This is a genomic window from Aeromicrobium sp. Leaf272 (genome assembly GCF_001422865.1).
Lineage (GTDB): Bacteria > Actinomycetota > Actinomycetes > Propionibacteriales > Nocardioidaceae > Aeromicrobium.
This window is the reverse complement of the sequence record NZ_LMMY01000015.1, coordinates 102891-115696: the sequence shown is the minus strand read 5'-3', so window position 1 is coordinate 115696 and position 12806 is coordinate 102891. Positions and strand designations below refer to the sequence as shown.

General features: G+C 72.4%; 13 protein-coding genes. 8 read left to right on the top strand and 5 right to left on the bottom strand.

Annotation, left to right across the window (positions count from 1 at the left end; all coding sequences use genetic code 11):
• Window positions 1-165: 165 nt before the first annotated feature.
• Window positions 166-1254 (top strand): DNA polymerase domain-containing protein, encoded by a 1089-nt coding sequence (locus ASF38_RS15740; RefSeq protein WP_056577414.1) that lies wholly within the window; start codon window positions 166-168, stop codon window positions 1252-1254.
• Between the two features lie 249 nt (window positions 1255-1503).
• On the opposite strand, the gene ASF38_RS15735 is transcribed toward ASF38_RS15740, so the two are convergent.
• A complete protein-coding gene (locus ASF38_RS15735; RefSeq protein WP_235497770.1) occupies window positions 1504-2079 on the bottom strand; it encodes a YdeI family protein in 576 nt (191 codons plus the stop codon).
• Window positions 2080-2141: 62 nt separating this feature from the next.
• Here ASF38_RS15735 and ASF38_RS15730 point away from each other — a divergent pair, with 62 nt between their 5' ends.
• The gene (locus tag ASF38_RS15730) at window positions 2142-2924 is read left to right on the top strand and encodes a GTP pyrophosphokinase family protein (RefSeq protein WP_235492961.1); all 783 of its coding nucleotides are present in this window, start codon (window positions 2142-2144) and stop codon (window positions 2922-2924) included.
• A gap of 42 nt (window positions 2925-2966) precedes the next feature.
• On the opposite strand, the gene ASF38_RS15725 is transcribed toward ASF38_RS15730, so the two are convergent.
• Window positions 2967-4055, bottom strand: a complete 1089-nt coding sequence (locus tag ASF38_RS15725) for an ATP-dependent DNA ligase (protein ID WP_056554559.1) — start codon at window positions 4053-4055, stop codon at window positions 2967-2969.
• Window positions 4056-4115: 60 nt separating this feature from the next.
• Between ASF38_RS15725 and ASF38_RS15720 the strand changes: the two genes are divergently transcribed.
• The 4 genes from ASF38_RS15720 to ASF38_RS15705 are packed head-to-tail and all read left to right on the top strand — an operon-like array spanning window position 4116 to window position 7520.
• Window positions 4116-5036: an ABC transporter ATP-binding protein gene (locus ASF38_RS15720; protein ID WP_200914565.1), complete on the top strand. Its 921-nt coding sequence runs from the start codon at window positions 4116-4118 to the stop codon at window positions 5034-5036.
• Window positions 5033-5806 (top strand): ABC transporter permease, encoded by a 774-nt coding sequence (locus tag ASF38_RS15715; protein ID WP_056577307.1) that lies wholly within the window; start codon window positions 5033-5035, stop codon window positions 5804-5806. Before ASF38_RS15720 ends, ASF38_RS15715 begins: the two co-directional genes overlap by 4 nt.
• Window positions 5797-6759, top strand: coding sequence for a heme A synthase (locus tag ASF38_RS15710; RefSeq protein ID WP_235497766.1), 963 nt, complete (start codon window positions 5797-5799; stop codon window positions 6757-6759). The genes ASF38_RS15715 and ASF38_RS15710 overlap by 10 nt, the downstream gene beginning before the upstream one ends.
• 59 nt (window positions 6760-6818) lie before the next feature.
• Window positions 6819-7520, top strand: a complete 702-nt coding sequence (locus ASF38_RS15705; RefSeq protein WP_056577304.1) for a hypothetical protein — start codon at window positions 6819-6821, stop codon at window positions 7518-7520.
• Between the two features lie 25 nt (window positions 7521-7545).
• Here ASF38_RS15705 and ASF38_RS18150 read toward each other — a convergent pair whose 3' ends face one another.
• The 3 genes from ASF38_RS18150 to ASF38_RS15690 are packed head-to-tail and all read right to left on the bottom strand — an operon-like array spanning window position 7546 to window position 9274.
• The gene (locus ASF38_RS18150; RefSeq protein ID WP_056577301.1) at window positions 7546-8010 is read right to left on the bottom strand and encodes a GNAT family N-acetyltransferase; all 465 of its coding nucleotides are present in this window, start codon (window positions 8008-8010) and stop codon (window positions 7546-7548) included.
• The gene (locus ASF38_RS18145; RefSeq protein WP_056577298.1) at window positions 8007-8363 is read right to left on the bottom strand and encodes a hypothetical protein; all 357 of its coding nucleotides are present in this window, start codon (window positions 8361-8363) and stop codon (window positions 8007-8009) included. The genes ASF38_RS18150 and ASF38_RS18145 overlap by 4 nt, the downstream gene beginning before the upstream one ends.
• Window positions 8360-9274: a heme o synthase gene (locus ASF38_RS15690; protein ID WP_055968594.1), complete on the bottom strand. Its 915-nt coding sequence runs from the start codon at window positions 9272-9274 to the stop codon at window positions 8360-8362. Before ASF38_RS15690 ends, ASF38_RS18145 begins: the two co-directional genes overlap by 4 nt.
• Window positions 9275-9485: 211 nt before the next feature.
• Between ASF38_RS15690 and tkt the strand changes: the two genes are divergently transcribed.
• Window positions 9486-11678: a transketolase gene (gene tkt, locus ASF38_RS15685; protein WP_056577294.1), complete on the top strand. Its 2193-nt coding sequence runs from the start codon at window positions 9486-9488 to the stop codon at window positions 11676-11678.
• Window positions 11679-11716: 38 nt separating this feature from the next.
• Entirely contained in the window at window positions 11717-12805 is a 1089-nt protein-coding gene (gene tal, locus ASF38_RS15680; protein WP_056577291.1) for a transaldolase, read from the top strand.
• Window position 12806 lies beyond the last annotated feature (1 nt).

The following is a 12806-nucleotide window of genomic DNA, read 5'->3' as shown; positions in this document are numbered from 1 at the left end:
CCGGCGTTCAACGAAGGTGAGCCTCACTCCGGCTCCGGACCACCGCGGAGCGCGCGACCCGGGCACGGGAACCCGGCCACGCCCGCCGAGCCCGTCGAGGGGACTGGGGCCGCGGTCGGGCCGGCCACGGCGCCCATGTCCGTCGACGGGCCTACGCTGACCGACATGGCTGCCAAGGCACCCGCGGTGCTGGTCGACGCGGACGGACGAGAGGTACGCGTCTCGAGCGCGGAGCGCGTGATCTTCCCCGCCTCCGACCACGGCCCGGAGATCACCAAGCGCGAGGTCGTCGAGTACTACGTCGCGGTCGCCGACGGCATCGTGCGAGCACTGCGGGACCGTCCGACGGCGCTCGAGCGCTGGCCCAAGGGCGTGCTGCCCGGCATGACGCTCACCGCGCGCGACGCCACCCACGGTCGTGGGCCGCAGGGTGATGCGTTCTACCAGAAGCGCCTCATGCGCGGCATGCCCGAGTGGGCCCGCTCGGTCCGGGTGCACTTCCCGTCCGGCCGGGTCGCCGACGAGCTGTGCCCGGACCACGTCGCGGTGGTCGCCTGGGCCGCACAGATGGGCACGGTCACGTTCCACCCCTGGCCCGTGCGTCGTGCCGACGTCGACCGGCCCGACGAGCTGCGCATCGACCTCGACCCGCACGGCGCCACCGGTTTCGCCGACGCCGTCCGCGAGGCCGAGCAGGTGCGGGCCCTGCTGGAGGAGCTGGGCCTGCGCGGATTCCCCAAGACCAGCGGGAAGAACGGCGTGCACGTGTACCTGCGCATCGAGCCGCGCTGGACCTTCACCGACGTGCGCCACGCGGCGATCGCGCTGGGCCGCGAGCTCGAGCGCCGCAGCGATCGGCTCACCACCGCCTGGTGGAAGGAGGAGCGCGGCGACCGCATCTTCGTCGACGTCAACCAGAACGCCCGCGATCGCACGATCGCCTCGGCGTACAGCCTGCGCCCGAAGCAGGGCGCACCCGTCTCCTTCCCCCTCTCGTGGGACGGACTCGCCGCGGTGGACGACCCGATGGCCTTCACGCTCCGGACCGTCCCCGACCTGCTGGCGTCCCAGGGCGGCGACGCCTGGGCCGACATCGACACCCAGCCGCACTCCCTCGAGCCCCTGCTCGACCTCTGGCGCGCCGACCTCGAGCGCGGGCTCGGCGACATGCCCTACCCGCCGGAGTACCCCAAGATGCCGGGCGAGCCCAAGCGCGTGCAGCCGAGCAAGGACACGCGGAACAAGCAGGGCTGACGACTCCCCTGCAGCCACCGCTGCGCTGCTCCGGCTGGTGCTGGAGGCGGCCCGGGTGGGGCCTCGACGGGTCGGACGCGCCGCGAGTGAGCCACGCTGCCGGCATCGGTGGATCGTCAACGTCAGGAGCCGGCCTGCGGTTGAGATTCCACCGATGGGCGGGCCGAGGCAGCGCAGCAGCGAGCCCACGTGGCATCAAGGGATCACGGAAGCGAGAGCAGCACGAAGCCCACCCACGATCCCGCCGCCTCAGCGGTCCGGCCGCTCCCCCGCGACGCACTGCGCCACCAGCTTCTCGATGCGCGAGAGCCGTGTCTCCTCGCGCTTGGCGGTGGCCACCTGCGTGAGGGCGTAGAGCCTCGCGCTGCGGGGCAAGGCGTCCCAGAAGGTCCGGGCCGCGGGGTCGGCGTCCAGACCCCGACGCAGGGCGTCGGGCTCCACACCGTTCTCCGGACCGACGAGGAGCGTCCACGAGCCGTCGCCCCGTGCTCCGTCGACCAGCGCCCGCCCCGGGGGTCTCATCCGGCCCTCCGCCTCGAGCCGCTCCACGCGCGCCCGGTTCGACGCCGCCCACGGACTGCCCGGCCGACGCGGCGAGAACCAGATGACCGAGCCGCCGACGCCACCGCCGGAACGGGCCTGGCCGTCGATCCAGCCCCAGCACAGCGCCTCGCAGACCGCGTTCTCGTAGGACAGGGCGTCGTCACCGTCGGCGAGCCGGTCCGGCACCGCGAGCCAGACCCCGCGCGTGTCGGCGTGGTGGTCGGCCAGCCAGGCACCCCAGCGCGACCTCGACCCCGGTGCGAGACGCTCGGCGTCGTCCATGACTCCCACGACTCACAGGTTAGCCACGGAGCCCGACGAGGTCGTGGACGTACGCTGACCGGGTGGAGCTGAGCAGCCGAGCCACCCTGCCCCTGGACGACGACGTCCTGCACGTCGGCGACCCGAAGCTCCTCCGCCAGGACTTCAGCCGCTTCATGCTCCGCCACCGCTTCGGCATGGAGGAGGTCGTCACCAAGCTGACGATCCTGCGCGACGAGTTCGACCTGATGCACGACACGAACCCGATCGAGCACATCGCCTCGCGGCTGAAGTCGCCCGACAGCCTGGCCGAGAAGATGCGGCGGAAGGGCACCCGCCCCACCTACGCCTCGATCCGCGAGACCATCACCGACATCGCCGGCGTCCGCGTCACCTGCAGCTTCGTCTCCGACGTGTACCGCGTCCACGACCTGCTCACCTCCCAGGACGACCTCACGGTGCTCGACGTCCGCGACTACATCGCCGCCCCGAAGAAGAACGGCTACCGAAGCCTGCACACGCTCCTGGAGGTCCCGGTCTACCTGTCCGACGGCCCGGTGCCGGTGACGGTGGAGGTGCAGCTGCGCACCATCGCGATGGACTTCTGGGCCAGCCTCGAGCACAAGATCCACTACAAGTACCGCGGCGCCGTGCCCGACGACCTGGCCGAGCGACTGTGCGACGCCGCCGACTCCGCGCACGCGCTCGACGCACGCATGGAGGCACTCCACGACGAGGTGCGCCACCTGGGCGAGGACGGGGTGGAGACGCTCCCTCGTCAGGTGCGCGAGGACCTGCTGACCGGCGACGAGCTCGTCCCGTCGGAGGCGCTGCTCGAGCAGCTGCGCCGTCTGGCCGCGGACTGATCCGGTCGGGCTCGACACCGGGACGACAGCAGACGACCGCGGCTACGTCAGGACGTCACCGAGGTCGTAGGCCACGACCTCCTCGAGCTGCTCGTAGGTGCACGAGCCGGGCTCGCGGTCGGGGCGCCACCGCTTGAACTGCGCGGTGTGCCGGAAGCGACCCTGCTCGCCCCGACCCTCCATGTGCTCGTACCCGACCTCGACGACCCGCTCGGGCCGCAACGGCACGAACGACAGGTCCTTGGTGCCCGTCCAGCGGCTCTGGCCACCGGGCAGCCGTCCGTCGGCGTGCGCCTCCTCGCTCTGCCAGGCACCCCAGGGGTGCTGGTCGAGGTCCGCACGCAACGGGTCCAGCTCGTCCACGAGCTCGGCCCGGCGGGCGGCCGAGAAGGAGGCGCAGACACCCACGTGCTGAAGGCGGCCGTCCTCGGTGAACAGGCCCAGCAGCATCGAGCCGAGCAGCGGCTGCTCGGGCGTGGAGGTCTTGTGCAACCGGTATCCCGCGACGACCACGTCGGCCGTCCGGGCGTGCTTGATCTTCAGCATCGATCGGCCGTTGGGCACGTACGGGCCGTCGAGGCGCTTGGCCATGACCCCGTCGAGGCCCGCCCCCTCGAACTGGTGGAACCAGCGGGTGGCCTCGGCCGTCTCCCCCGTGGTGCGGGTGAGGTGGACGGGAGCGGAGACGTCGGAGAGTGCGCGTTCCAGGGCCGCCCGACGCTCGCCGAGCGGCGTGTCGACGAACGACGTGTCGTCCAGGGCCAGCAGGTCGAAGACCACCAGGCTGGCCGGCGTCTCGCGGGCGAGCATGTCGACCCGCGACGCCGCGGGGTGGATGCGCTGCGACAGCGTGTCGAAGTCGAGCCGGTCACCGACGGCCGTGACGATCTCGCCGTCGACGACGCACCGGTCGGGAAGCTGCTCCAGGACGGCCGCCACGACGTCGGGGAAGTAGCGCGTCAGCGACTTGGTCGAACGGCTCGCGATCTCGACCTCGTCGCCGTCGCGGAAGACGATGGCCCGGAAGCCGTCCCACTTGGGCTCGAAGAGGTAGTCCCCGACCGCCGACGGCACGGCCGCCACGGACTTGGCGAGCATCGGTCGCAGCGGCGGCATGACGGGCAGGTCCACGGGCCCACCCTAGGCCGGGTCGGGGCCGCCTGCGTGGCACGCGATCACTAGACTGTCCTGGTGAACCAGCCCGCCGTCGCCGTCACCGACCTGGTGGTCCGCTACGGCGACGTCACCGCGGTCGACGGCCTCTCGCTCGAGGTCGAGGCCGGGACGGTCACGTCGATCCTCGGTCCCAACGGCGCCGGCAAGACCAGCACCGTCGAGACCTGCGAGGGCTTCCGACGACCCACCTCGGGGCGCGTCAGCGTGCTCGGCCTGGACCCGGTGCGCGACGCCGTCCGCCTGCGCCCGCGCGTCGGCGTCATGCTCCAGGCCGGTGGCGCCTGGTCGGGCGTGCGGGCCGACGAGATGCTGCGCCACATGGCGTCGCTGCACGCCCACCCCCTCGACGTCGACGCCCTCAGCGAGCGGCTCGGCCTGGGCTCGTGCGGTCGCACCGCCTACCGCCGGTTGTCGGGTGGGCAGCAGCAGCGGCTCGGGCTGGCCATGGCCGTGGTCGGACGCCCTGAGCTGGTGTTCCTCGACGAGCCCACCGCCGGCCTGGACCCGCAGGCCCGGCGCGCGACGTGGGACCTGATCGACGAGCTGCGGTCCGGAGGTGTCACGACGGTGCTCACCACCCACTTCATGGACGAGGCCGAGGCCTTGAGCGACGTCGTCCACATCGTCGACGCCGGCCGGGTCATCGCGAGCGGCTCCCCCGCCGACCTGTCACGGTCCGGGGCGGAGAACACGGTGCGGTTCACCGCGCGGCCGGCGCTCGACGTCGACGCCCTCATGTCGGCCCTTCCGCCGGAGAGCAAGGTGCACGAGCAGGCTCCGGGCCAGTACGTCGTCGTCGGCGCCGTCGACCCGGCGCTGCTCGCCACGCTCACCGCCTGGTTCGCCGGGCAGGGCGTCCTCGCGGAGTCCGTGCTCGTCGAGCGCCAGACGCTCGAGGACCGGTTCCTCGACCTGACGGGACGGGCCCTGCGATGAGCCTCGACCTCTCCCCGCGTCCCGGCGCGGCCTCGACCTCGGCCATGGTGGCCGCGCAGACCCGGATGGAGCTGCGCCTGCTGGCCCGCAACGGCGAGCAGCTGCTGATCACGCTGGTCATCCCGCTGCTACTGCTCGTCGCCGGCACCCGGTCGGGGCGCGTGGTCGACCTCGGCGCAGGACGCCCCATCGACATCGTCACCCCCGGCGTCCTCGGCCTCGCGGTGCTCTCGACGTCGTTCACCTCCGTCGCGATCGCCACGGGCTTCGAACGCCGCTACGGCGTGCTCAAGCGGCTCGGCGCCTCCCCGCTGCCCCGGTGGGGACTGCTCGCCGGCAAGTCGGCGGCCGTCGTGGTCGTCGAGCTCGTCCAGCTGCTCGTGCTCGCGTGCGTCGCCCTGCTGCTCGGGTGGGACCCGGCCGGTGGCGTCGCCCCGTGGGCTTGGCTCGTCCTGCTGGCGGTGCTGGGCACCGCCGCCTTCGGCTCGCTCGGTCTCCTCATCGCGGGAACGCTGCGCGCCGAGGCCACGCTCGCCGTGGCCAACCTGGTGTACGTGCTCCTCCTCGTCGGCGGGGGCCTGCTGGTCCCCCTGTCCCGCTACCCCGACGGCGCGCAGGGCCTGCTCGCCCTGCTTCCCTCGGGCGCCCTCGGCGAGGGCATGCGCTCGGCCTTCGAGGGCGGCACGGTCGACCTGCTCCCCCTCGCGGTGCTCGCGGCGTGGGCCGCCGTGGGCACCGCCCTCACTGCTAGGACCTTCCGATGGGAATGACCTCCACGCCGTCCGGCTACCCGACCCTGGGCCTGCGCCATCCCGACCGTGCCGTCGTGCAGCGGTGGGCCTGGGCGAGCCTCGTCGCGAACACGGTCATCATCCTGACGGGGGGCCTCGTCCGGCTCACCGCGTCGGGGCTCGGCTGCCCGACCTGGCCGCGGTGCACCGAGGAGTCCTTCGTGCCGCACAGCGAGCTGGGCCTGCACGGTCTCATCGAGTTCGGCAACCGGCTGCTGACGTACGTGCTCATCGCGATCGCGATCGGGACCCTCGTGGCCGTCTGGCGCTGGAGCGAGGGTCGCCGCCTCCGCAGGCACGCGGTCGTGCTGGCCGCCGGTGTCCCGTTCCAGGGCGTCATCGGTGGCATCACCGTGCTCACCGACCTCAACCCGTGGATCGTCGCGCTGCACCTCGTGCTCTCGCTGTTCCTCGTCGCGGGGTCCACCTGGCTGCTCCTGCGCGTGCGTGCCGAGGCCGCCTCCACCTCCTCGGTGCTGGTCCGGCGGCTGGTGCTGGCGGTCTACGCGACGCTCTGGGTGGTGGTCTACCTCGGCACCGTCGTCACCGGCAGCGGCCCGCACGCCGGTGACCTCGACGTGCCGCGCAACGGCCTCGACCCCCAGCTGTGGAGCCACGTGCACGCCTGGGCCGTCTACCTGCTCGTCGGGCTGACGGTGGCGACGATCGTCCTCGTGCGTCGAGACCGAGACACGACGTCCCGGACGCCGGCGCTGCAGGCCGCCGTCTGGCTGCTCGTCGCCGAGCTCGGGCAGGGTGTGATCGGGTTCGTGCAGTACTTCACCGACCTGCCGGTCGCCCTGGTGGCGGTGCACCTCGTCGGTGCGGCGGTGCTGGTGGCCGTGGCCACACGGCTCGTCGTGACCGTCCACCCGTCCCCCTCCTCGGCGCGGCCGCTCGACCACGAGGCGGTCGTCGGCCGCTCGGCCTGAGGGACGCAGGTCCCGACGGGAGCGTTGACGGTGCGGTGCGTCGACCCTAGGTTGACCGCGTGTCCCCCACCCCCGCTCCGACCGACGACGTCATGGCCCCGGACGCCGCGGCCCTGCGTGGCCTCCTGCTCGTCCACGCAGCCCTGCTCGTCGGGGGCGGCGTGGCCCTCTCGCTCCCCGTCCCCGCGCAGGGGTGGGGCATCCTGGTCGTCGGCGTGGCGTACGCGGTGGCTCTCCCGCTGGTCTGCCGGGCGGTCGGCCGGGGCGACTGGGCGGCGCTGGCGATCTTCCTGGTGCCGGTCTCCGTCTTCCAGGTCCTGCCCGACTGGGTGCTCGCGGACCTCGTGGGGACGCTCGCGTTCCCCGATCGCGGTGGCCCGCGGGTCGACGACGTCATCCCGCTCGCGATGGCGGCGATGTGGATCGCCCCGTTGTTCCTCGCCGTGGTCCTGGCAGGCCTGAGGCCCGGCAGGTCGGCACTGGCGGCGCTCGCGGTGTTCGCCGGCGCCGAGCTTCTCGCTCCGGTGGTCGGCCTGTGGGAACCGACGGGTGCGACCACGCGCGTCCTCGGCGTTGCGCTCTACGTCCTGCCCGCCGAGGCGGCGCTCGGCTGGGCCACCGCCACGGCCTTCCTGCTCACCCGCGGACGCCCTCTCGCGCACCGGGTCGCGGGCGCCCTGGCGGTCTCGACCTTCTACCTCGGGGCGCTCGTGCTCGCCCACTTCCTGATCGACGTCGCGGGCTGGCGGCTGACGGCCTGACCATGGTCGCGCCGAGCTCCGCAGCTCAGGCGCGGCCGGGCTGCGGCGCGCACGTCATCGCCAGGCAGCCCTCGGCGTCGGCGTCGACCGTCACCAGGCGGAAGCCACAGCGCTCGTAGAACCGCACGCCGGGACCGTTGTCGGCCATCACCCGCAGGTGCACCGGCACGTCCGGCGGCGCGATCGCCAGCACGACCTCCACCAGCGACCACCCGACCCCCGTGCCCCGCACGGCGGGGTCCACCCACATGCCGATCAGCTGCCCGGACCGGTCGAGCCCTGCGGTGCCGACGTCCACCCCGGACCGCGTGGCCACGAGCGTCACGACGTCGGCGAGGCGCGCCCGCCAGTGCTGCTCGACGTCGAGCTCGTCGAGCCAGCGGTGCGCGGAGGCCGCGAACGCGGAGGGGTCGCCGCGCAGCGAGGCCTGCCGCACGGTCCGGAACCGTGCCCAGTCGTCGGGACCGAGCCGCTCGACGGTCGTGGTCACCGGAGTCGCAGCCGGTCGGTCGGGAGCGCGACCTCCCTGCGGCCACGCTCGTCGGCCGACGCACCGACCACGAGCGCCGAGCCGGCATCGGCCACCACGGCCCGGGCCGCGTCGACCTCCACGAGCACCACCCGTCGCTGCGTGCCGTCGTCGTCGAGCAGCAACCAGGTCTCGGCGAGGTAGGACAGCCCGACGTCCCGGAGGACCGTCTCGGCGTCGTCGCGCTCGAGCGGTCCCGCCAGGTCGGTCCCGAGCAGGGTGGTGGGCACCACCAGGTCGCCGTCGGGACGCAGGTAGCCGACGTGCTCGCCGTCGTCCGGGCGGTGGTACGGCTCCCAGGCCGCCGGGATCATCGCAGGAACGGGTCGGCCGCGGCGGCGACGAACAGCAGGGCGAGGTACGCGTTGGAGAAGTGGAAGAGCCGCATGGGCTTGATCACCGAGAGCTCCTCGGACTCCTTGGCACGCGAGCGGAGGTCATAGGCCTCGACGAGGAAGACGATGCCGAGCACGATCGCCGCACCCGGGTAGAACCAGCCCATGCCGGCGACCGGCCACAGGGCCAGCGAGGTCGCGACCATCACCCACGAGTAGGCGACGATCTGGCGGGAGACCACGGCGGCGCTGGCGACCGACGGCAGCATCGGCACGCCTGCGGCGGCGTAGTCGTCGCGGTAGCGCAGCCCGAGCGACCAGAAGTGCGGCGGCGTCCAGAAGAAGACCACCAGGAACAGCACGACCGGGGGCCACGCGAGCTCGTTCGTGACGGCGGTCCAGCCGATCAGGGCCGGGAAGCACCCGGCCGCCCCGCCCCACACGATGTTCTGCGGCGTGCGGCGCTTGAGGATCATGGTGTAGCCCACGACGTAGAACACGTTCGCGGCCAGTGCCAGCCAGGCCGACAGCCAGTTCACCAGCAGGCCGAGGCCCAGCGTGGAGACCACGGCGAGCGCGAGACCGAACCACAGCGCCCCGGCGGTCGACACGCCGTGCCGCGGGAGCGGACGTCGCGCGGTGCGGCGCATCTTCTGGTCGATGTCGGCGTCGAAGACGTTGTTGAGCGCGTTGGCGCTCCCGGCCGAGAGCGTGCCACCCACCACGGTGGCCACGATCAGCCAGAAGGAGGGGACGTCGCGTGCGGCGAGGAACATCACCGGGACGGTCGTGAGCAGCAGCAGCTCGATGATCCGCGGCTTCATGAGCGCGACGTACGCGTTGACCACGTCGACCGGACCGGACCGGGTCACCTGGGCCGACGTCACCATCCGGGGGCCCTGGCCGAGATCGGGTCCGGCGTCGGCCGGACCGTCGTCGGAGGGAGCTCCAGAGGGAGGGGTGGCCGAGGACATGTCGCGTCGTCTCAACCTCGGGGCACTCACGTAGCAGAGTCTAGTCGCACGCGAGTAGGGTCGAACCGAGGGCTCCACAGGGCCCCGACAGCCTGATCCGAACCCGATCGCAGGAGCGCCAGACACCGTGACCAGCACCTCCACCACCCTGGACTGGACCGAGCTCGACGCCAAGGCGGTGGACACCGCCCGACTCCTCGCGGCGGACGCCGTCGAGAAGGTCGGCAACGGCCACCCCGGCACCGCCATGAGCCTGGCCCCGGCGGCCTACCTGCTGTACCAGAAGCTGATGCGCCACGACCCCACGGACCCGCAGTGGGTCGGTCGCGACCGGTTCGTGCTCTCGTGCGGCCACTCGAGCCTGACGCAGTACATCCAGCTCTACCTCGCCGGCTACTCGATGACGCTCGACGACCTCAAGAGCCTGCGCACGTGGGGAAGCCAGACACCGGGCCACCCGGAGTACCGCCACACCCCGGGCATCGAGGTCACGACCGGCCCGCTGGGCCAGGGCATCGCCAACGCCGTGGGCATGGCCATGGCCGCCCGCCGCGAGCGTGGGCTGCTCGACCCCGACACCGCCGCCGGCGAGAGCCCCTTCGACCACCAGGTCTACGTGATCGCGTCCGACGGCGACGTGCAGGAGGGTGTCTCCGCCGAGGCCTCCTCCCTCGCCGGGCACCAGAAGCTCGGCAACCTGACCGTGCTCTACGACGCGAACAAGATCTCGATCGAGGACGACACGGACGTGGCGTTCACCGAGGACGTCGCCGCGCGCTACGCCGCCTACGGCTGGCACGTGCAGACGGTCGACTGGACCAACGGCGGCACGGGCTACGAGGAGGACCTACAGGCGCTCTGGGACGCGTACCAGGCCGCCGAGGCGGTCACCGACAAGCCGTCCTTCATCCAGCTGCACACGATCATCGCGTGGCCGGCCCCGTCGGCGCAGAACACCGGCGCCTCGCACGGGTCCGCCCTCGGCGCCGACGAGATCAAGGCCACGAAGGAGCTGCTGGGCTTCGATCCCGAGCAGGCCTTCGCGGTCGCCGACGACGTCATCGCCCACACGCAGTCCGCGCGCGACCGCGGGGCCACGGCACGCGAGCAGTGGCAGAAGTCCTTCGACGCCTGGGCCACGTCCAACCCCGACGGCGCCGCGCTGCTGCAGCGCCTCACCGACCGGGTCCTGCCCGACGGCTGGGAGTCGGCCCTGCCGACCTTCGAGGCCAGCGAGAAGGGCGTGGCCACCCGCGCGGCGTCCGGCGACGTGCTCACGGCCATCGCGCCCGAGCTCCCCGAGCTCTGGGGCGGTTCGGCCGACCTCGCCGGCTCGAACAACACCACCCCCAAGGGCGAGCCGTCGTTCCTGCCTCCGGAGTGGTCCACCGAGAAGTTCCAGGGCGGCTGGTACGGCCGCGTGCTGCACTTCGGCATCCGTGAGCACGCGATGGGCGCCATCATGAACGGGATGGTCCAGCACGGGCTCACCCGCCCGTACGGCGGCACGTTCCTCGTGTTCAGCGACTACATGCGTCCCGCGGTCCGCCTGGCGGCGCTGCAGGAGCTCCCGGTCACCTACGTCTGGACGCACGACTCGATCGGCCTCGGCGAGGACGGTCCCACCCACCAGCCGATCGAGCACCTGGCCGCCCTGCGCGCCATCCCCGGCCTCGACGTCGTGCGACCCGCCGACGCCAACGAGGTCGCGGTGGCGTGGCGCACGCTCATGGGCATCACCAACCGACCGGTCGCCCTCGCGCTCAGCCGCCAGAACGTGCCGACCTTCCCCCGCGGCACCGAGGGGTACGCAGCCGCCGACGGGGCCGCCCGTGGCGCCTACGTGCTGCTCGACACCGACGGTGAGCCCGACGTCGTCCTCGTCGGTACCGGCTCTGAGGTCCAGCTCGCCGTTCGGGCCCGCGACCTCCTGGCCGCCGAGGGCATCCAGGCGCGCGTGGTCTCGATGCCGTCGCGCGAGTGGTTCGAGCAGCAGGACTCGGGGTACCGCGACAGCGTGCTCCCCCCGCACCTGCGTGCCCGTGTCGCCGTCGAGGCCGGCGTGTCCTTCGGCTGGCGCGACGTCCTCGGCGACGCCGGCCGGTTCGTCGGCATCGAGCACTTCGGTGCCTCGGCCGACGCCGGGACCCTGTACGAGAAGTTCGGCATCACCGCCGAGGCCGTCGTGGCCTCGGCCAAGGAGTCCATCGAGGCGTCGCAGCACACCGGCGGCGTCCCGTTCTTCGCCCGCCCCTCCGGACCGGTGGGACCGGGCGACAACCAGGACGCGGCCGGTGGCGGGAGCCACCGCCAGTCCTGAGCACGTCACGAGACCTCAACCCCGATCGGGAGACGACCATGAACGAGCGACTGCAGAACCTCAGCGACGCCGGAGTGTCCATCTGGCTGGACGACCTGTCCCGTGAGCGGATCGAGAGCGGCAACCTCGCCGAGCTGATCCGTGACCAGAACGTCGTCGGCGTCACCACCAACCCGACGATCTTCGCGTCGGCGTTGTCCAAGGGCGAGAAGTACGCCGAGCAGGTCAAGGAGCTGAAGGCCGCCGGTGCCGACGTCGACGAGGCGGTCTTCGAGATCACCACCGCCGACGTGCAGCAGGCGTGCGACATCTTCACGGGCGTCTACGACGCGACGGGCGGCGTCGACGGACGGGTCTCGATCGAGGTCGAGCCGGGTCTGGCCCGTGACAGCGACGCGACGGCCGCCATGGCGCGCAAGCTCTGGGACCGCGTCGACCGCCCCAACACGCTGATCAAGATCCCCGCCACGCTCGAGGGCCTGCCGGCCATCGCCAAGACCATCGGCCAGGGCATCAGCGTCAACGTCACGCTGATCTTCTCGCTCGAGCGGTACCGCGGGGTCATGGACGCCTACCTCGAGGGTCTCGAGACGGCAGCGGCCGAGGGCCGCGACCTGTCGGCCATCCACTCCGTCGCGTCGTTCTTCATCAGCCGCGTCGACTCCGAGGTCGACAAGCAGCTCGGCGAGGGACACGAGCTGCGCGGCAAGGCCGCCCTGGCCAACGCGCGTCTGGCGTTCGAGGCGTACGAGGAGGTCTTCGGCGGCGAGCGCTTCGCGGCACTGCGCGCCAAGGGCGCCAACCCGCAGCGGCCGCTGTGGGCCTCCACCGGAGTCAAGGACCCCGCCCTGCCCGACACGCTCTACGTGAGCGAGCTGGTCGTCGACGGCACGGTGAACACCATGCCGGAGAAGACGCTCCAGGCGTTCGGCGACCACGGCGAGGTCTCCGGCGACACGGTGCACGGAACCTACGACGACTCGCGGGCGGTCATTGCCGCGCTCGAGGAGGCGGGCGTCTCCTACGACCAGGTGGTCAAGGTCCTCGAGGACGAGGGTCTGGAGAAGTTCGACGCGTCCTGGGCCGAGCTGCTCGAGACCGTCACCGCCGAGCTCGAGAAGGCCTGAG